Annotated in this window: 17 protein-coding genes; 13 read left to right on the top strand and 4 right to left on the bottom strand. The window is 65.0% G+C overall.

All coding sequences use genetic code 11. From position 1 onward, the window contains the following. Positions 1 to 36 precede the first annotated feature (36 nt). From CQ050_RS05360 to clsB, 10 genes are all read left to right on the top strand, one after another. A complete protein-coding gene (locus tag CQ050_RS05360; RefSeq protein ID WP_105555771.1) occupies positions 37 to 813 on the top strand; it encodes a sterol desaturase family protein in 777 nt (258 codons plus the stop codon). After that, positions 773 to 1,705 (top strand): fatty acid desaturase, encoded by a 933-nt coding sequence (locus CQ050_RS05365; protein ID WP_233213795.1) that lies wholly within the window; start codon positions 773 to 775, stop codon positions 1,703 to 1,705. The genes CQ050_RS05360 and CQ050_RS05365 overlap by 41 nt, the downstream gene beginning before the upstream one ends. Positions 1,706 to 1,739: 34 nt before the next feature. Continuing rightward, on the top strand, positions 1,740 to 3,674 hold the full coding sequence (locus CQ050_RS05370; RefSeq protein WP_105555773.1) for a StlD/DarB family beta-ketosynthase: 1,935 nt from the start codon (positions 1,740 to 1,742) through the stop codon (positions 3,672 to 3,674). Beyond that, on the top strand, positions 3,671 to 4,567 hold the full coding sequence (locus CQ050_RS05375; RefSeq protein WP_105555774.1) for a hypothetical protein: 897 nt from the start codon (positions 3,671 to 3,673) through the stop codon (positions 4,565 to 4,567). The genes CQ050_RS05370 and CQ050_RS05375 overlap by 4 nt, the downstream gene beginning before the upstream one ends. A gap of 181 nt (positions 4,568 to 4,748) precedes the next feature. Further along, complete coding sequence (locus tag CQ050_RS05380; protein WP_105555775.1) at positions 4,749 to 6,032, top strand: putative Na+/H+ antiporter; 1,284 nt, start codon at positions 4,749 to 4,751, stop codon at positions 6,030 to 6,032. A gap of 205 nt (positions 6,033 to 6,237) precedes the next feature. Then, positions 6,238 to 6,558 carry an FmdB family zinc ribbon protein gene (locus CQ050_RS05385; protein ID WP_105555776.1) on the top strand — a complete coding sequence of 107 codons (321 nt, stop codon included), beginning with the start codon at positions 6,238 to 6,240 and terminating at the stop codon, positions 6,556 to 6,558. A gap of 16 nt (positions 6,559 to 6,574) precedes the next feature. Next, positions 6,575 to 7,240 (top strand): DUF502 domain-containing protein, encoded by a 666-nt coding sequence (locus tag CQ050_RS05390; protein ID WP_369868252.1) that lies wholly within the window; start codon positions 6,575 to 6,577, stop codon positions 7,238 to 7,240. Positions 7,241 to 7,280: 40 nt separating this feature from the next. Further along, positions 7,281 to 9,068 carry an aspartate--tRNA ligase gene (aspS, locus tag CQ050_RS05395; protein ID WP_105555778.1) on the top strand — a complete coding sequence of 596 codons (1,788 nt, stop codon included), beginning with the start codon at positions 7,281 to 7,283 and terminating at the stop codon, positions 9,066 to 9,068. Between the two features lie 291 nt (positions 9,069 to 9,359). Beyond that, entirely contained in the window at positions 9,360 to 10,226 is an 867-nt protein-coding gene (locus CQ050_RS05400; protein WP_105555779.1) for an endonuclease/exonuclease/phosphatase family protein, read from the top strand. Continuing rightward, the gene (clsB, locus tag CQ050_RS05405; RefSeq protein ID WP_105555780.1) at positions 10,223 to 11,434 is read left to right on the top strand and encodes a cardiolipin synthase ClsB; all 1,212 of its coding nucleotides are present in this window, start codon (positions 10,223 to 10,225) and stop codon (positions 11,432 to 11,434) included. Before CQ050_RS05400 ends, clsB begins: the two co-directional genes overlap by 4 nt. A gap of 35 nt (positions 11,435 to 11,469) precedes the next feature. Here the strand turns inward: clsB and CQ050_RS05410 are convergent, their stop codons facing one another. From CQ050_RS05410 to pgi, 4 genes are all read right to left on the bottom strand, one after another. Then, positions 11,470 to 12,339 carry a DMT family transporter gene (locus tag CQ050_RS05410; RefSeq protein ID WP_105555781.1) on the bottom strand — a complete coding sequence of 290 codons (870 nt, stop codon included), beginning with the start codon at positions 12,337 to 12,339 and terminating at the stop codon, positions 11,470 to 11,472. Positions 12,340 to 12,402: 63 nt separating this feature from the next. Beyond that, complete coding sequence (locus tag CQ050_RS05415) at positions 12,403 to 13,755, bottom strand: MFS transporter (protein WP_199196734.1); 1,353 nt, start codon at positions 13,753 to 13,755, stop codon at positions 12,403 to 12,405. Positions 13,756 to 13,854: 99 nt separating this feature from the next. Further along, positions 13,855 to 14,424 carry a carbon monoxide dehydrogenase subunit G gene (locus CQ050_RS05420; protein ID WP_105555783.1) on the bottom strand — a complete coding sequence of 190 codons (570 nt, stop codon included), beginning with the start codon at positions 14,422 to 14,424 and terminating at the stop codon, positions 13,855 to 13,857. Positions 14,425 to 14,512: 88 nt separating this feature from the next. Then, a complete protein-coding gene (gene pgi / locus CQ050_RS05425) occupies positions 14,513 to 16,084 on the bottom strand; it encodes a glucose-6-phosphate isomerase (RefSeq protein WP_105555784.1) in 1,572 nt (523 codons plus the stop codon). A gap of 244 nt (positions 16,085 to 16,328) precedes the next feature. Between pgi and CQ050_RS05430 the strand changes: the two genes are divergently transcribed. The 3 genes from CQ050_RS05430 to CQ050_RS05440 all read left to right on the top strand — a co-directional run bounded on the left by CQ050_RS05430 (position 16,329) and on the right by CQ050_RS05440 (position 19,928). Next, entirely contained in the window at positions 16,329 to 17,432 is a 1,104-nt protein-coding gene (locus tag CQ050_RS05430) for a glycosyltransferase (RefSeq protein ID WP_105555975.1), read from the top strand. A 155-nt stretch (positions 17,433 to 17,587) separates the two neighbouring features. After that, a complete protein-coding gene (gene waaC, locus CQ050_RS05435; protein WP_105555785.1) occupies positions 17,588 to 18,625 on the top strand; it encodes a lipopolysaccharide heptosyltransferase I in 1,038 nt (345 codons plus the stop codon). 1 nt (position 18,626) lies between these two features. Further along, a complete protein-coding gene (locus CQ050_RS05440; protein ID WP_105555786.1) occupies positions 18,627 to 19,928 on the top strand; it encodes a 3-deoxy-D-manno-octulosonic acid transferase in 1,302 nt (433 codons plus the stop codon). Positions 19,929 to 19,968: the final 40 nt, after the last annotated feature.

The following is a 19,968-nucleotide window of genomic DNA, read 5'->3' on the forward strand; positions in this document are numbered from 1 at the left end:
ATGATGCGGCCATTCTCAGGGTGAAACCAAACGTTTATGGCCCAAGCTTTTGAAGCCTTGTCCGGCTGGCAGGTAATGCTGGCGGGGCTGCTGTTTTTCAGCGGCATCTATCTGGTCTTCGGCGCGGCGACCTGGCTGCTGACCCAGCACGTGTTGCCGGCGTTGGGCATGGGACGGGCGCTGGACCCGCGGCCGTTGGCGCCGGGCCAGCTGCGGCGCGAATTCGCCCAGTCGGGGCTGTCCATTCTGCTGTTCGGCACGGGCATGATCTTTCCGTGGGGGCTGTTGCAACTGGGCTGGGCGCATCTGGACCCGGACCCGAGCTGGCAGAAGGTCGTGGTCGAAGTCCTGGTGCTGGTGGCCTGGAACGACGTGCATTTCTGGGTCAACCATCGGCTGCTGCACACCAAGCCGCTGCGACGCTTCCATCTGCCGCACCACCGCTCGGTGGTGACGACGCCGTTCTCCACCTATAGTTTCCACCCCATCGAAGCCCTGATGCTGGGCAACGTGATCTTGCTGCCCATGCTGCTGCATGACTTCAGCTTCTGGGCGTTGGCGTCCGTGCCGCTGTTCAGCCTGTTCTTCAATTGCATCGGGCACGCCAATTACGACTTCTTCCCCAAGGTGTCCTACGCCCACTGGTTCGCCGCCAGCCGCCGGCATCACCTGCACCATGCCTGCTACAACGGTAATTACGGTTTCCAGTTCACGTTCATGGACCGCCTGTTCCGTACCCGGCTGAAGGCCGAGGCGGCCGCGGTTCAGCTTGATGCGTTCCAGCGTAGAGAATCACTTGGCGGACGGGCGTAGTCCAAGACGCCGGCTGCCGTCGCTGCGCAACTGGCGCGACTGGCAAAGCCTGGCCTATCTGGCCGCGCTGCCCGCGTTGGCCGCCTGGCAATGGGTGCATGGATTCTGGTGGCCGCTGTATGTGCTGATGCTGTTCCTGACGCTGGGCATCGGCGTCATCCACCACAACCACACGCATATCAGGATGTGGCGTGGGCGCTGGACCAACCGCGCCACCGATTTCTGGATCACGCTGCTGCAGGGGCATCCCACCTTCGTGTTCTACCCGGCGCATGTGGCCAACCACCATCGCTTCAAGCATGGCGCGCGCGATGTGGCGCGCACCTACCGGTTCGGCGGCGACACGAACCACCTGTGGGGATATCTGATTCACCCATTGCAGGCCGGCTGGGTGCTGTATCCGCTGTTCTTCGCGTGGCTGGCGCGCCTGCGCCGCCATTGGCCGGGCGCATGGCGCTACTGCATGGCGCAGTACGGGGTGTGGCTGGGTTTATGGGGCGGCCTGTTGGCCGTGAATCCGGTCAAGGCGCTGGTATTCGTGATCGTGCCGCAGCTGCATGGGCTGCACTGGCTTCTGGCCACGAACTATCTTCAGCACGCGCATGCCGACGGCGGGCCGCGCGTCGTCGCCGGGCTGAATTACGCGCGCAATTTCGAAGGGCTGGTCAACCCGCTGCTGTTCAATATCGGCCTGCATACCGCGCATCACGAGCATCCGCGCGCGCACTGGTCCGACCTGACCCAGCTGCATCGCGAGCACTATCGCCAGCACGTCGATCCGGCGCTGAACGAGGGGGGGCTTGCGCCCTACATGTTCCGCGTCTTCGTGCTGGGCACCTTCTTGCCGCGGTTTCGCAGCCGTTCCTGCATGGCGCCCGAGCACATCCGCTAACGCCGCATTCACATTCCCACTAGAGACCCGCCACATGCCTATCGCGTTCAATCGTGTCTACCTGGAGAGCGCCGGCTACTTCATGCCGGGCGAGCCCGTGTCCAACGACGCCATGGACGGCTACATCGCGCCGCTGAACCGGATGTCCAGCCGCATCAAGAGCCGCATCCTGGCCGAGAACGGCATCAAGCATCGCTACTACGCCATCGATCCCGAAGGCGCGACCGTGTTCACCAACGCGCAACTGGCCGCCAACGCCATCCGCGATTGCCTGCGGCGCAACGACAGCGACCTGTCCGCCGTGTCTCTCTTGACCAGCGGTTCGTCGGGCGGTGACGCGCTGATGCCGGGCTTTGCGAACATGATCCAGGGCGAACTGGCCGCGCAACCGATGGAGACGCTGTCGGTGCATGGCATTTGCGCCGCTGGCGTATCGGCGATCCAGGCGGCCGCGCAGGGCGTGGAGATGGGCGGGCACGCCAGCGCCCTGGCCGTGGCCAGCGAACTGCCGTCGCGGCTGTTCAAGCGTTCGCGCTTCGCGGCGCGCGGCTACGACGCCGACTTCGATGCGCACTTCCTGCGCTGGATGTTGTCGGACGGCGCGGGCGCGCTGCTGCTGGGCAATACCGGCCGCGCGCTGCCTGGCGCGTCCAGCGGCGTGCGGCTGAAGCTGAAGTGGGTGCACCAGCGTTCATTCTCGGGCGATTATCCGGTGTGCATGCAGCTGGGTCTGTCTGCCGACCGGCAAAAGGGCCACCTGGACTATCCCTCGTGGAACGAGGCCGAGGCCGATGGCGCGCTGTCGTTGCGCCAGGACATCCGCCTGCTGCCGCACCTGTTCGATATCGGCATCCACGAATACGCCAAGCTGGTGCGCGACGGTTGGCTGGACCCGGACCAGGTGGACCATTTCTTGTGCCACTACTCGTCCGAAAAATTCATTCCGGTGGTCGAAGACCTGATGGAGAAAGCGGGCCTGGTGATTCCGCGCGAACGCTGGTTCAGCAACCTGGCGTGGCGCGGCAACACCGGCGCGGCGTCCATCCTGATCATGCTGGCGGAATTCCTGGAGACGCGCGAGGTGAAGCCGGGCGAGCAGATCTTCTGCTACATCCCCGAATCGGGACGCTTCATGGCCGCGTACATGCTGCTGGAGGCCGAAGCCGTGCACGCGCCGCTGGCCGTGGCGGGCAAGCCGGCAGGCGCGGGGCCGGCGGCGGCGCGCGAAGACGCGCAAAGCGGGGATGCCGACGCGATCGCGCCGCCGCATGACCCCGACATGGCGCCGCAAGGGCTGGGCCAGTTGCTGACCGAGCTGGCGGCCATCTGGCACGACTACCGATCGCGCGTCTGGCGCACACCGGTCGTGCGGCGTTTGCGCAATCGCCAGTTCCAGACGGCCGACTACCTGAACTGGATGGAGAACTGGATCCCGCAGGTGCGCGAAGGCAGCAAGTGGATGCGCGAAGGCGCAGCGTCGCTGTCCGGGCAGTACGCGCCGCTGGCCGCGCTGATAGACATGCACGCGGGCGAAGAGCAGAACGACTTCCAGATACTCTTCCAGGACTACCGCAACGCGGGCGGCACGGTGGACAGCATCGACGCGCTGCGCCGCAACCCCGGTGGCGAGGCGCTGAACGCTTATCTGCACAGCCTGGCCGCCACGCGCGACCCTATCGGCCTGCTGGGCGCGATCTACATCATCGAGGGCACGGGCCAGCGCATCGTGCCCGCGCTGCTGCCGCTGCTGAAAGCCAGCCTGGCGCTACCGCCCGATGCCTTCCGTTTCCTGGAATACCACGGCCACAACGACGAGCACCATTTGGCGCGTTGGCTATCGGCCGTGGAGCTGGCGTTGGACTGCGACGAGGACGGCCGCGCCGAACAGCGCATCGTGGACACCGCGCGCCGCACGGCCGCGCTCTACCTGATGCAGTTCCATCATGTGATGGAGGGCGATACGGCATGAGCAAGGAACCCGAATTCCTGAGCAAAGCGCACGACCCGGCCGACCCCAGCCCCTGGCTGGCCTTGTACCTGGACCGCAGCACGCCCTTGCCCGACAAGGTGAAGAAAGCCTGGTTGACGGATTCCAGCTGCGCGTCCCGCCAGTATCTGCTGCCGTTCCTGCGGCCGCTGGCGCGTGCCTTCATCATCTTGATCCAGGTGATCAAGACGTTCCTGCCGCGCCGCTGGTCGCATTCCCGGCTGCTGCACCGCATCCTGGCGTGGGGGCTCAAGCGCTTCGTGTCGCCCGAGGCCAACTGGCTGATCCTGCGCCACTTCCACCTGGGCGCGCAGGCGCTTGCCTTCATCGCCGCGAACTCGCCGGTGCCGATCACGACCCACCCGCTTGAACCGCTTGAGATCGACGACTTGAAGGACGAGCTCTTCGTCAAGCACGACCTGAACCTGTTCAACTTCGTCATCCGGCTGAACCAGGCGCTGCGGGAGGCGGGTGTGGAAATGCATGCGCCCGAGACCGTCGATTTCTCGATGATCAAGGATCCGCCGCTGAAGCTGGAAGACATGCCGCAGGGCAAGCTGAACTTCCTGGACCTGCAAAGCGCCATCGAACTGTTCACGCCGCTTTACCAGCTGATGCTGACGGACAACGATTTCTGGCGGGCGGCCAATTCCCTGCAACTGGACGAGACCATCGGCATCTACGCGGCCAAGCTGCTGGGCGCGCCCCAGCACCTGATCCTGGTCAACAACAGCCATCCGCTGGTGCCCATGTCGACATTGCGCGCGGGCTACCGCCTGGTGCTGCATGGCCTGTCGACCGAGATGCTGCACAGCCTGCTGATGGAGATGAAGGCCGCGCAACAGGGGGCGGAACCGCCGGCGCCGATCGCGTAGGCGCGCGGCGCGGCGACGGGCCGCCTGCCCCGGCTTTTGCCGGGGCGACTTGGTGTAGACCCTGCGTTACACGGAAAAACGCCTGCGTTATATTGCGTCCCTTGTTCGGCGAGCCGCGCCGGACCGCGTTCGCATCGCGTGATTCTCCGTTGCGTGAGTCTCTATTCCGGAAGTCCCTCTTATGCCCCAGCCCATTGAAGTCATCGCCACCGTCTTGTTCGCCGTGGCGGTCCTTCATACCTTTTCGGTTCCCGTTTTCGCGCGGCTGGCGCATCGCGGCGGACCGCATGCGGGTTTCTGGCACCTGTTTTCGGAAGTCGAAGCCGTCTTCGGCGTATGGGCCTTCGCGCTGATCGTGGCGATGGCGGCGCTGTCCGGGCCGGCTTCCGCCATCAACTACATGGACACGCGCAATTTCACGGAGCCGCTGTTCGTCTTCGTGATCATGGTGGTGGCGGCCAGCCGGCCGATCCTGGAATTGGTGGGGCTGATGGTGCGCATCGTGGCACGCGTGTTGCCGCTGCCGCGCGAACTGGCCACGTTTTTCGTCGTGATGGCGCTGGTGCCGCTGGGCGGCTCGTTCATTACCGAGCCGGCCGCCATGACGCTGGCCGCCATCCTGCTGCGCGACGCCTACTTCCGCACGAGCGGGCGCGCCGGCTTCAAGTACATGACGCTGGGCGTGCTGTTCGTGAACGTGTCGATCGGCGGCGTGTTGACGTCGTACGCCGCGCCGCCGGTGCTGATGGTGGCGTCCACGTTCGGCTGGGATTCGACCTACATGGTGCAGCATTTCGGCTGGCGCGCCGCGGTGGCGGTCTGCATGAACGCCGGCCTCCTGACCTTCATCTGCCGCAAGGCGCTGATGGAGCGGTCGGTGGGCACGGGCGGCGGCGTGGATGCGCCGGAAGGGGCGGATTCGCGTCCCCCGGTGCCCGCCATCGTCATCCTGGTGCACCTGGCCTTTCTGGTGGCCGTGGTGCTGGCCGCGCACCATCCGGCGATCTTCATGGGCCTGCTGATGATGTTCATCGGCTTTTCCGAAGCCTACAAGCGCCACCAGAACCGCCTGCTGATCAAGGAAGGCCTGATGGTGGGCTTCTTCCTGGCCGGGCTGGTGGTGCTGGGCGGGCTGCAGAAATGGTGGCTGCAGGATCTGCTGGGCGGATTGCAGCCGTTCGTGCTGTTCTGGGGCGCCACCGCGCTGACCGCCATTACCGACAACGCCGCGCTGACCTACCTGGGGTCGCTGGTGGAGGGCACCAACGAAGCCTGGCGCTACATGCTGGTGGCTGGCGCCGTGACGGGGGGCGGGTTGACCGTGATCGCGAATGCGCCCAATCCGGCCGGTTTCGCCATCTTGAAAAACCACTTTCCCGACGGCAGCATTTCGTCCGGCCGGCTGTTCCTGTCGGCCCTGGGGCCGACCCTGGTGGCGGCCGTCATGTTCCTGCTGCCCGTCTAGGGAAGGGGGGCGCCGGTCCCGGGCCGGCCCCTCGGGAAGGCCGTTCCCGCCCGCCCGGCGGGCTGGACACCGACGGTTCATGAAAAACCGCTAAAATTCAAGACTTTCCCGTACTTTTTCCGGCCTTGCCCACCCGCCGCCCCAGATCCGTTCGTCCGGCGGCCGACGGCTTTTGATTTGCCGGGCCCGCGCCTGGGAGCCCTTGATGCCCATCTACGCTTATAAGTGCAGCGCCTGCGGCCATGCCAAAGACGTTCTGCAGAAGATCTCCGATGCGCCGCTTTCGGTTTGCCCCGAATGCGGCCAAAGCACGTTTTCCAAGCAGGTGACTGCGGCTGGATTCCAGCTCAAGGGCTCCGGCTGGTACGTCACCGATTTCCGTGGCAACGGTTCTGGCGGCAACGCGCCGGCGAGCACGCCCGCGTCGTCGGAAAGCGGCGCATCCGCTCCCGCGCCCGCTGCGTCTGCTGCCCCGGCGGCCGCTGCCGCGCCTGCCGCGCCGGCTAGCGGAACGCCCGCCGCCTAGCGCGCACGCCATGCGGATGCGCCTCATCAAAAAGTACTTCATCACCGGCCTGTTGATCTGGGTTCCCCTGGTCATCACGGTGTGGGTGCTGGGTTTGCTGGTCGCCACCCTGGAAGGGTTCGTGCCTGGCTTTCTGTCGTCCGAATCGCTGTTCGGCATCGATATCCCCGGCTTCCGCTTCGTCCTGGTCATCGTGGTGGTGTTGATGACGGGCGTGTTTGCGGCAAACCTGATCGGCCGTACCATGGTGGACCAGTGGGAGAACCTGCTGGGCCGCATTCCGCTGGTGCGCTCGATCTACAACTCGGTCAAGCAGGTCAGCGATACCGTGCTTGCCCCGAACGGCCAGGCGTTTCGCCGCGCGGTGCTGGTGCAGTATCCGCGGGCGGGCTCCTGGACGATTGCATTTGTCACCGGCACGCCCAGCGGTGAAGTCGCCAGCCTGTTGCCCGGCGATCACATCAGCGTGTATGTGCCGACGACGCCGAACCCCACGTCCGGCTTTTTCCTGATGGTGCCTCGCGCCGACGCGATTGACCTTCAGATGAGCGTGGACGCGGCATTGAAGTACATCGTTTCCATGGGCGTTGTCGCCCCGGCCCAGGCGTCCGCGCCCGGGGACCGGCCGGCCCCGCTCTCTCCGGCGCATGGCGTGCAAGACGCACCCCGCGCCGATTCGTAACCCTTACGCTCAAACTAAGCACACAACGGAGTCATCCCGCATGCGTACCTGCTACACCGGCCAGGTTTGCCGTGACCATCTCGGCCAGACCGTCACCCTGTACGGCTGGGTGAACCGCCGCCGCGACCACGGCGGGGTCATCTTCATCGACTTGCGCGACCGCGCGGGCCTGGCCCAGATCGTGTTCGATCCGGACAACGCCGCCTTCGCCACCGCCGAGCGCCTGCGCAATGAATTCTGCGTCCGCGTCACCGGCCTGGTGCGCGAGCGTCCGGCCGGCACCGCCAATAGCGAGCTGGCTTCGGGTGAAATCGAAGTGCTGTGCAAGGAAGTCGAAATCCTGAACGCGTCGGTCACCCCGCCGTTCCAGCTGGATGACGACAACCTGTCGGAAACGACTCGCCTGACGCACCGCGTGCTGGACCTGCGCCGTCCGCAGATGCAGCGCAACCTGATGCTGCGCTACCGCGTGTCGATCGAGACGCGCAAGTTCCTGGACCAGCTGGGCTTCATCGACATCGAAACCCCGATGCTGGCCAAGAGCACGCCGGAAGGCGCGCGTGACTACCTGGTGCCTTCGCGCGTGAACGCCGGCCACTTCTTCGCACTGCCGCAATCGCCGCAGCTGTTCAAGCAGATGCTGATGGTGTCGGGCTTTGACCGTTACTACCAGATCACCAAGTGCTTCCGCGACGAAGACCTGCGCGCTGACCGCCAGCCCGAATTCACCCAGATCGACTGCGAAACCTCGTTCCTGAACGAATTCGAAATCCGTGAAATCTTCGAAAACCTGATCCGCCACGTGTTCAAGGTGGTGCAGGGCGTTGACCTGGCCCAGCCGTTCCCGATCATGCCGTGGACGGAAGCGATGCGCCGCTACGGTTCGGACAAGCCGGACCTGCGCGTGAAGCTCGAATTCACCGACATCACCGACGTGATGCGCGATGTGGACTTCAAGGTATTTGCCGCCGCCGCCACGGCGCCCGGCAGCCGCGTGGTCGCCCTGCGCGTGCCGGGCGGTGCTGAAATGTCGCGTAGCGAAATCGACGGCTACACGCAGTTCGTCGGCATCTACGGCGCCAAGGGCCTGGCCTACATCAAGGTCAACGAAGTGGCCAAGGGCCGTGACGGCCTGCAGTCGCCCATCGTCAAGAACCTGCACGACGCCGCGCTGGCCGAACTGGTCAAGCGCACCGGCGCGCAAGATGGCGACATCATTTTCTTTGGCGCGGATCGCGAGAAGGTCGTCAACGACGCCATCGGCGCGCTGCGCGTGAAGATCGGCCACAGCGAATTCGGCAAGAAGACCGGCTTGTTCGAAGCCGGTTGGCAGCCGCTGTGGGTGGTTGACTTCCCGATGTTCGAATACGACGAGGAAGACGGCCGCTACACCGCCGCCCACCACCCGTTCACCAGCCCGAAGGACGGCCACGAAGACTTCCTGGAAACCGATCCCAGCAAGGCCTTCGCCAAGGCTTACGACATGGTGCTGAACGGCTGGGAAATCGGCGGCGGCTCGGTCCGTATCCATCGCGAAGAAGTGCAAAGCAAGGTGTTCCGCGCGCTGAAGATCGGTGCCGAGGAAGCTCGCGAAAAGTTCGGCTACCTGCTGGACGCGCTGCAGTACGGCGCGCCTCCGCATGGCGGCATCGCCTTCGGCCTGGACCGCATCGTCACGATGATGACCGGCGCCGAATCGATCCGCGACGTGATCGCCTTCCCGAAGACGCAACGCGCGCAGGATCTGCTGACGCAAGCGCCGTCCGAAGTCGACGAAAAGCAATTGCGCGAGCTGCACATCCGCTTGCGTAACGTCGAAAATAAGTAATCCCCCCCCGAGGCGCCGGGGGCGCCTCCCCCCCAGGGGGGCGCCTCGCGGGACCGGCGGAGCCGGATCCTCGGCGGCCCGGATTGTGCGGCGGTACTTGCTTGCGGTGTGTTGCGTTCGTTTGTGGCGTGATGCTTTCTTTTGCGGCGTGGCTGCTCGTTAGTGTTCTGTTGCGGCTGGGGGCTGCTGAATTGGAGTAATCTGGCAAACGCCGCTTTGTGGCGGTGCTGGCCGGGGCTGCTTTTGGGCTTGGCTAGGGGTTTCTCTGCTTTCAAAGGCGCCATCGCTTTTATGTCGCTCATCCGTGTCGTCAGCTACAACATTCACAAGGGCCGTTCGGCATTGGGCCGACTCGATTCCCTGAATGAACTTCGCCTGGGCCTGTATGGCCTGCGCCCGGACCTTGTCTTCCTGCAGGAAGTCCAAGGCCGCAACGAGCAGAAATCGCTGCTTGACGCTCAACACGAATCGCTAGCTGCCGCCCTGCGGCTGGATGTGGCCTATGGCCGCAACGCTATCCGCCATGCGACCGATCACGGCAACGCGCTGCTGTCGCGCTTTCCCATTCTTGACCACGAAAACCTGGATATCTCCGACCATCGGCTGGAGCAACGCGGCTTGCTGCATGCGCGGATCGAGCTTGATGGCCGCGCGGTGCATTGCTTCGTGGTGCATCTGGGCCTGTTCGCCGGTAGCCGCAGCCGCCAGATCCTGGCGCTGACCGAACGCATCCGGCACATGGTGCCGGACGGCGAGCCCATCCTGATCGCGGGTGATTTCAACGACTGGAATGACCGCCTGGCCCCGCTATTCGTGCAGCAGCTGGGGCTGTATGAAGTGTTTTCCCATGCGCCGCGCAGCCATGGCGGTGAATTGCCGCGCCTGCGTGACTCGGTCAAGCGCTTGAGCAATGCACTGCGGGGCTTGCCCAACAGCGGCCTGTCCGTCATGGAGCGCAACAACCAATTGGGCATGGAAGGCAGCTCGCGCCTCTTGCTGCCGCCGCCCCGAACGTTTCCTGCCGTCTTCCCGTGGTTCCGCCTGGATCGCATCTACCAGCGCGGCTTTGCCGTGCGCAGCGCGCGCGTGTTGCGCGGGCGCGAATGGGCGCGGATGTCCGATCACTCCCCTTTGCTGGCCGAGCTGGAACTCCCGTGAACGCCGAGCAGGTCAAGCTGGAATGGACCGACGGCAACGGCATCCGGCTGTTGCAGAACGGCACCGATTTCTTTCCCGCGCTGTGCGAGGCCATCGATGCCGCCCAGTTCAGCGTGCATCTTGAAACCTATATCTTCATGGTCGACCGCACTGGTTCACGGGTGCTGGAATGCCTGGCCGCGGCCGCGCGGCGCGGCGTGAAGGTACGCGTGGTGCTGGACGGCTTCGGTAGCGCTGAAAACGTGGTCGTGGTGCGCGAACGGCTGCTGGAAGCGGGCGCGCAATGCCGCATTTTCCGGCCGGAACCGCGCTGGTTTGCTCGCCTGATCCCGTCGCGCAGCCGTTTGCGGCGGCTGCACCGGAAGGTCACCGTCGTGGATGGGCGCGTGGCGTTCATCGGCGGCATCAATGTCATTGACGACTACGACGACCTGGACCCCACGGATGGCATTTCGGCGCCGCGCTTCGATTTTGCCGTGCAGGTGGAAGGCCCGGTGGTGACGGACGCGGCCTATGCCCAAGACCTGCTATGGGTGCGGCTGAACTGGGCGCGCCTGCGGCGCCATCCGCGCGACTGGAACCGCATGCGGCTGACCAAGCCGCGCCATGCGCCGGTAGCCCCTTGCGGCACGCAGCGCGCGGCGCTGGTGCTGCGCGACAACGTGCGTTACCGGCAGACGTTTGAACGCGCTTACCTTTACGGCATTACGCAGGCGCGCCGCGACATCCTTATCGCCAACGCCTACTTTTTCCCCGGCCGGCAGTTTCGCCGTGCCCTGGCCCGGGCCGCCGCGCGCGGCGTCCGAGTGCGGCTGCTGCTGCAAGGCAAGGTCGAATATCGCATGCAATACCATGCGACCCGGTCGCTGTACGACCAATTGCTGCGCGACGGCATCGAGATCTACGAATACATGCCCAGCTACCTGCATGCCAAGGTGGCGGTGATCGACAACGTGGCGACCGTGGGCTCCTCCAACCTGGACCCGTTCAGCCTGCTGCTGGCGCGCGAGGCCAACGTCGTCGTGGACGACCAACCGTTCGCATGGGATTTGCAGGAACGCCTGGAAACTGCCATCCGCGAGGGCGGCCGCTTCATCCGCCCATTGGACTACCAGCGCCGGGGATGGGTGCGGCGCTGGGTGGATGCGGTGTCCTACACGCTGCTGCGCATCGGCGTGGCGTTGACCGGCACGTCGGATAAATACTGAGCGCGGGGCTCAAGCGCGGCGCTTAGGCGCGGGGCTTAGACGCGACGCTTGATCAGGCCTAGCGCCAGGGCCGTGCCTATCAGGATGATGGCGGCGCCCACCGCGATGGACGGGGTGATGCGCTCATCCAGGAACCAGGCGCCCCACACCACGCCGAATATCGGCACCAGGAACGTCACGCTGACCGCCCCGGTGGGGCCGACGTTGGCGATCAGGCGGAAGAAGATGATGTAGGCCGCGCCGGTGCAAACGACGGCCAGCAGGATCGTCGAGATCCAGGCCGCCATCGACGCGGGTGCCTCGGGCCATGCGGAGATCGCCAGGGGCAGCAGCACCAGCGAGGCGGCGATCATGCTGCCGGTGGCGCTGGCCAGGGCGTCCACGCCGGTGAGGAAGCGCTTGGTCCAATTGGCGGCGATGCCGTAGAAGACAGGTGCCGACACGGCGGCCAGCACCGCCGGTCCTGTGCCGCCGGCCTGGAAATTCAGTTTGTCCCACACCAGCACGATGATGCCCAGGAACCCGATCATCAGGCCCAGCGAGCGCATCCAGGGCAGCCTGTCCTTCAGCCAAAGCCATCCCACCACCGCGCCCCACACGGGCGTCACCGCATTGGCCACCGACAGGAAGCCGGCGCCAAGTGACTGCGCCGCGTAGGCGTAGAGCAGGAAGGGCACGGCGGCGTTCAGGGTGCCGACCACCAGCAACGCCTTCCAGTGCCGGGCGATCACCGGCAGCTTGCCGCGCCACAGGGCGGCCGGCAGCAGGAAAAGCGCGGCCAGGCCCACGCGAAGCTCGATCAACGCGATCGGGCCGAAATCGCCGACCGCGACACGCATGAACAGGAAGGAGCCGCCCCAGACCGCTGCAAGCAGCAGCAGGTCCAGCAGATTGCGTTGGCGCATGATTTGTCTCGGGTTCGCCTCGGGGGCGTTCTTGGGTGATGCCTGGGGTAAAGCCGGGGTGGCCTACTTCCGGCCGGTGACCAGGTTTTTCATCTTGACCCGATACGCCAGCAGCGCACAGGCAAGCGACAGCACAATACACAGGACCAGGCCGGCCCGCACTCCGTTTAGTACCGTGCTGTGTGAAATGATGATGCCGACCACCGCCGTGCCCAAGGCGCTGCCGATGGCGCGCGTGGTCTGAACCAGCGCCGAGGCCACGCCCACGTCGCGGCGTTCGCTCAGCATCTGCATGAAGAGCGTCAGGTTGGGCAGCAGGAAGCCCAGCGCGCAGCCGTTGACGAAGAAGGCGGCCAGGATCCACCACGCCGAAGTGCCCGGGGAAATCAGCAGTACCATCAGCGTGCCGGCCGCCAGCAGCAGGGCGCCGAACACCATCAGGCGCTGCGGTTCGGTCTGCTTGGGGAACAGCCGGCCGTTGACGATGCTGCCCACCGAGATCGCGGCGACCAGCGGGGTCAGCAGCAGCCCGGCCTCGCTGGGCGTGTAGCCGAGCACCTGCTGCAGCAGCAGCGGGCTGTAGAAGATCAGCACGAACATCACCGCGCCGACCATCATGGCGGCCAGGTTCAGCAAACGGGAATCGAGGCCCGCCAGGACGCGTAGCGGAAAGATGGGCGATTTCACGCGGCGTTCGGTAGGAATCAGGATGGCGATGGCGGCCACGCCGACCAGCGCCAGCATGCCTCCCAGAAGCGGACGCGCGTGCTCGCCGCTGACAAAGGCCAGTTCCAGCGCCGCGAGCGGCGCGCCCACGGCCAGGACCAACAGGATGGCGCCCACCCAGTCGATCTTGCGGCTGCCGTCATGGATGGGGCGGATGCGCGGAAAATAGCGTGCAAGCAGGAAGAAGGCGCCGGCCGCCGCAATGGGCGAGATGAAGAACGCCGCGCGCCAGCCCAGCGCTTGCGTGGCCGCGCCGCCCAGAACCGGGCCGATGCCGCTGGCCATGGCGAAGGCGGCGGACACCAGCGCCATCCATCGCACGCGCTGCTTGGCGTCGGGGAACAGGTCGGCGGGCGCCGCGAAGGCGGTGGCGATCATCATGCCGCCGCCTACCCCCTGAAGGGTCCGGAACACGATCAACTGCGTCATGGATTGCGCCAGGCCACAGGCGATGGACCCCAGCGCAATGATCAGGACCGAAACCAGCATCAAGGGCTTGCGGCCGAACATGTCGCCCAGCCGGCCGAAAATCAGGATGGACGCCGCGGTGGCCAGCAGGTAGCCGGTGCCGACCCACGCATAGAGGGCCATGCCGTTTAGCGCTTCGGCCACGCGGGGTAGCGTGGTGCTGATAATGGTGGAATCCAGCGCCGCCAGCACCACCGTCGCCGACACGCCGGCCATCGCCATCAGGAGGTCCCTGCGGGAGCGGGCGGGGTCGGCGGCTGGCGGGGGCGGTGATGGCGGCGGAGTCATGCCGCTTAGGATATCACCGGCCCACTAGGGTTTTCACTTGTAGAACGAGTGGTAACCCCAGAACACCGCGACCACCAGCAGCACCAGCACCCACGACCAGCGGGAATTGGACAGGCCGCGGGGCTCGGGTTCCGGAGGCGGGGGCGGGGGGGCCAGGCGAGGCTGCACGGCCATGTGGTCGATAAAGGCGGCGAAGAACTTCTGGATGATCTTGTCGCCGGCTTTCAGCAGGAGGCCTTCCCCGCATTCGGCCAGTTTGCCGCCCGCCATGCCGGCCACGGTATAGGCCACGCGGGTGCCCTGGTCCTTGGTGCTGAGGTTGACCTGGGCGGTGCCGATGGCGAGACAGGCGGCCCGGCCCTTGCCTTCGAATACCAGGGTGCAGCTGTCTGGCGCATTGACATCGGAGAGCAGGATCTCGCCTTCGTAATCGGTGTCGATTCCGGCGATATTGGCCCGCAAGGTGACGGCGTACTCGGTGGGGCTGCGCATCGCGACTTCCACGCAGCCCGGTATGCATTTCTGCAACACTCTCGGGTCGGTCAACGCATCCCAGGTCTGGTGTTGCGTCGAAGGAATCCATTGGGCATCGGCAATGCGCATGGCAGTCTCCTTGGAAGAGTTATGAGCTCATTCTCGTCTTAATCAGCGGCTTTGGCTACCCGGGGCCGCCGGACCCCAGCCGTGCGACTTAGCGGCCCCCCGTCAATACCGAAATCCAGTGTTGTGTCGAGCGGTCGTGCGTCGTATTGCCAGCTTGCCCATGCAGCTCCTGCAGAATGCCGCTGGCCATCTTCTTGCCGGCTTCGACGCCCCACTGATCAAATGGGTTGATGCCCCAGATCAGCGCCTGGACGAAGATCTTGTGCTCGTAGAGCGCCAGCAGTGCGCCGAGCGCGTATGGGGTCAGGCGGGGCAGCACAATCAGCGTCGACGGTCGGCCACCCTGATGTTTGCGGTGACGGGACAACCATTCGGCCTTATCCGGAGCCACGCCAAGAGCGAGCATGCCGGCGCAGTCTGCATCGGCCGAGGTGCCCTGCAACAGCGTCTGGCGCTGCGCCAGGCAATTGGCCAACAGCATTGCATGCTCTTCCGTCCACTGGTGGTCGGCTTCGCGGCACATGATGAAGTCGACCGCCGCGCCGTCCGTTCCCTGATGCAGCCATTGGAAGAACGTGTGCTGACCATCGGTGCCGGGCATGCCCCAAACGGAGGGGCCGGTCGGCACGCCGACGGGATTGCCCGCCAGGTCGACGGACTTGCCTAGCGATTCCATGTCCAACTGTTGTAGGTAGGGCGCCAGAAATTGCAGCCGAGCATCATAGGCGGCGATGCTGAGCGAGCCATATCCCAGCACGCTGCGGTTGGCCACACCCGCCAGCGCAAGCTGGGCAGGAGCATTTTCGGCGACGGGCGCCTGGGCGAAATGCGCGTCCATCGCAGCCGCCCCCTCGCGGATGCCCTCGATGACGTTAATGCCGACTGCCATGGCGATTGGCAAGCCGACCGCCGACCACAATGAATAGCGGCCGCCCACCCAATCCCAGAATTCGAAGACCTGACGGTCGGGGATGCCCAGCGCGCGCGCCGCTTCTGGCCGGGCCGTAATAGCGACCACTTGCTCGTAGGGGCGCTCTATGCCGCCCTGCGTCAGCCATTCAACGGCGCGGCGCAGGTTGGCAAGGGTTTCCGTCGTCGTGAAGGACTTGGACGTCACCACGATCAGCGTGTCCTGGGTGTCCAGTCCAGAGATTGCGTCTTCCAGCGCATGCCCGTCGATATTGGCGACGAACTTCAACGTCCGACGTGCACCGCTGCCGCTGCACGCGTCAGTCGCCAGTCGAACACCCCAGTCGCTGCCGCCGATCCCGATATGGATGACCGCCTTCCACTTTCCTTGGGCGTCCGCTTGCTGCACGAATTCACGCACGCGTTCGTGCTGCCGTGCAACGGCGTCGATCGGTTCGGGGGCGCGCAGCATAGTGTGCCAGGCAGCACGGTCTTCAGTCTTGTTTACATGCTCGCCGGCCAGCAACGCTTTGCGCGCTTCGTCGAAATTGCGCGCAGAGAGGAGGCGGGCGGCGGCGTCGCGGGTAGCGGGCGAGGAGACGTGAGCGCTCAAGTCGATGGTCAGGCCAGCGGCTTCCACCAGACGGAGTTCGTCCGTACAGAAAGAAGCATTCTGGACTGCAAGCCGAAACGCCTGCCATTCCGGCAATTGGGACAGCGTCGCGTGGGTAGCGGAGTCTAAAGGCAGCATATTTTGCGAATACGTCTTAATACTGAAGAGAGAGTCCAGATGTGTCCCGGATCGGGTTGGCGATTTCACGCACCATCTGTTCTGTTAAGCCGCGAGTTTAGCTGGTCCCCCTGGGTTGACGGAGACCCTTTTTATTTCGCAAGCCGCGTTTCCATTCTCTTTCAAAACTGTCCATATTGTTTTCATGCGTTGTCCATGTCTGACGCTACAATCCCGCCAATTCACTCTCCGGCGCATGTTTTCCATGGTGTACGTTCTTGTAGCGTTTCTGGTTTCGCTGATCTCCACCTTGCTGATCGTTCGCTACCGTTCCTGGCATGATGGTCTTACGGCCGATCACGATTTGGATGGTGTGCAGAAGTACCATGCAGCTCCGGTTCCGCGCATCGGGGGGCTTTCCCTATTGATCGCCAGCGCGGTCACCTGCGCGCTCGTCGCGGTGCGCGAACCCGACGTCCTTCCGAATATGGTTTTGCTGTTGGCGGCGTCCATGCCGGCATTTCTTGGTGGCTTCGCCGAAGATCTGACCAAGCAGGTCCGGGTGCTGGCACGGCTGGGTTTGGCGATGTTGTCGGGAGCAATCGCGTATTATCTTCTTGGTGCGGAAGTGACGCGTGTCGACATTATCGGAATTGATTGGTTTCTCCAGTTCGGTATTATTTCGCTGGTTTTCACGTCCGTCGCAATCAGCGGCGCGGCAAATGCCATCAATATCATTGACGGATATAACGGCTTGGCCGCTGTCGTGTCCGCAATGATATTGGCCGGATTTGCGTACGTGTCGTTTTATCTCGGCGATCGGTTTCTATTAATTGTGGCCCTCAGTACTTTAGGCGGCGTTATCGGATTCCTGGTTTGGAATTACCCGCACGGGCACATATTCCTGGGCGATGGCGGCGCGTACTTCCTCGGTTTCATCATCGGCGAACTGTCGGTGCTGATGCTGGCGAGGCACCCGGAGGTGTCCGCCTGGTTTCCGCTGCTATTGTGCATTTACCCGGTATTCGAAACCCTTTTTTCGATTTATCGAAAAAAATGGCTGCGTGGCCGGTCCCCGGGTGCACCGGACGGGGTGCATCTGCACATGCTTATCTATAAGCGTTTGGTGCGCTGGGCAATCGGCTCGCGCGAGATGCGCCATCAGACACAGCGGAACTCCATGACGTCCCCGTATCTGTGGCTGCTTTCGTCGTTGGCGGTCATTCCCGCGGTGTTGTTTTGGCAGCAACCTTATTTGCTGATGTTCTTCACGGGTGTATTTTCGACCACCTATGTGGTGCTCTATCGGCGCTTGGTGCTGTTTCGGATGCCGAAATGGATGATCGTCAAAAAGAAGAAGCGCCAGTGAGCCGATCCGTTCGGCGGCTCCCCTGAAATTCGAGGGCATTGGCTGACCGTTCAGAGCATCGCGGTGACAGGCAATGTTGTTGTACAGTGCGGGCTGCGTTGAACGGCGCTTGCCACCATCGGGTGGAGGGCGGCGCCAAGCACGAATCCTTACTCATGCCCACACGAATTCTCATTGTTCGCACCTCCTCCTTGGGCGACCTCGTCCATATGCTGCCGGCAATCACGGATATTGCCCGGCATGTGCCTGACGCGCAGATCGATTGGGTCGTTGAGGAAGCGTTTGCCGAGATTCCCTCCTGGCATCCCGCCGTCAATGAAGTCATCAAAGTGGCGCATCGCCGCTGGCGCAAGTCCTGGTGGTCGTCCCAGGTGCGTGCCGAACGCAAAGCGTTGAAAGAGCGCCTTCGTTCCACCCAATACGACATCGTCCTGGACATGCAGGCCCTGCTGAAGTCCGCATGGCTGGTGCGCCAGGCGCGCGGCGTGCGCCACGGGCTGGACTGGCGTTCGGCGCGTGAGCCGTTGGCATCGCTGTTCTACAACGTGCGCCATCGCGTGGAATTCTGGCAGCCCGCCGTGATCCGCCAGCGCAAGCTGGCAGGGCTGACCTTCGGCTACCAGCATGCGGGCTTGCCGGATTTCGGCCTGCAATCGTTTGTACGCCAGGCGGGCCAGGCGGCCGCTTCCGTGCATGATGTGGGCAGCGACGGGCTGAATGCCGCCGAATTGCCACGCCTGCATCACCTGGATACCGATCGCGGCTACGCCGTGATCATGCCGTCGGCCAGCCGCGACGACAAATTGTGGCCCGAAGAAGACTGGCGCGCGGTGTTCCGCCGGTTGCGCGAGGCCGGGTGCACCCTGAAACTGCTGGCGGGCAATGACTCGGAAGCGCAGCGCGCCGGCCTGCTGGTGGCGGGCATGGACGGGGCCGAAGTGATGCCCCGCATGGACCTGAGCGCGGTCGCGCGCCTGCTGGCGGGCTCGCGGCTGATGGTCGGCCTGGACAGCGGGCTGACCCATTTGTCCGCCGCGCTGGGCCGCCCGACGATCGGCATCTACCGGGCTTCCACGCCGGTGCGCACGCCACTGGTGGGTTCGAACTACACCGCCAGCCTGGGCGACCGCGGCGCGTCGCCGTCGCGCGAGGCCGTGATGGCGGCGGTGGAGCAGGCATTGGCCGCCCAGTGATATGAACCGCGGCGTCTATTCTCTGGCGCTCAGGGCACTGTCACCGCTGGTCTGGCTGTGGATGGCCCACCGCGCCAGACGCGCGGGCGGCCAGTGGGAAATCTTCTCGCCGCAGCGGTTCGGTCATGCCGAGGCGCCGGCCCCTGCCCCTTCCCCGGCTTTTTCGTCCTGGACGCGGCCCGTCTGGGTGCATGCCGTCAGCCTGGGTGAAACGCGCGCCGCGCAACCGCTGCTGCAGGCGTTGCTGGACCGTGGCCTGCCCGTGCTGCTGACCCATATGACGGCGACCGGCCGCGCCGAGGGCCAGCGCCTGTTCCCGGAGGCCATTGGCCGCGGGCAATTACGCCAAGCCTGGCTGCCTTACGACTTTCCCGGCGCGACGCGCCGTTTCATGAATAGCCATCAGCCGCGCTGCGGCCTGCTGATCGAACGCGAGATCTGGCCCAACCTGCTGGCCGCGGCGCGGCGCGCGCGAGTGCCGATGGCGCTGGTCAGCGCCCGGTATTCGGCGTCGTCGCTACGTCAGGCGGGGCGGATGGGCAGCGTGATGCGTGAAGCGTTGGCCGGTCTGGACCGCGTGCTGGCGCAGACGTCCGAAGACGCGGCCCGGCTGGCGCAGGCGGGCGCGCCCCAGCCCATCGTGACCGGGAACCTGAAATTCGATCTGGTGCTGCCGGCGCCGCAGGTGCTGGCGGGCCGGGCGTGGCGGGCGCAACGGGCAAGGCCGGTGGTGGCCGTGGCCAGCACCCGTGAAGGTGAAGACAGCGGTTTCATCGCCGCCATCAAACGGCATGCCGCCGCAGCCCGGGGGCCTGATGCGCCGCTGTTTCTGCTGATTCCCCGGCATCCGCAGCGTTTTGACGAGGCGGCCCGCCAGTTGACGGAGGCCGGGCTGTCGTTCGTGCGGCGCGCCGATGGTGTCGAGCCGGGCCCGGATACGGTGGTGATGCTGGGCGATACGTTGGGCGAGATGGCGTTCTATTACGCCGCGTCGGACGTAGCCGTCGTGGCGGGCAGTTTTGCCCCGTTGGGCGGCCAGAATCTGATCGAGGCGTGCGCGGCCGGCGTGCCCGTCATCGTCGGGCCGCATACGTTCAACTTCAAGCAGGCGGCGGAAGACGCCATCGCCGCAGGCGCGGCGTGGCGCGTGGCGGATGCGGAGCAGGCGGTGGACCGTGCGATGGCGTTGGTGGCCGATGCGCCGCGCCGCGAAGCGGCCAGCCAGGCGGCCCGGGCATGGTTCGACACGCATGCAGGGGCCACGCGGCGCACGCTGGACGCATTGGCACCCTGGCTGGATTGAACGGCCCGCGCGTCCAGCACGCCGGCCGCAGGGCAAGCCG

Source organism: Achromobacter sp. MYb9, from assembly GCF_002975275.1.
Taxonomy (GTDB): domain Bacteria; phylum Pseudomonadota; class Gammaproteobacteria; order Burkholderiales; family Burkholderiaceae_B; genus Achromobacter.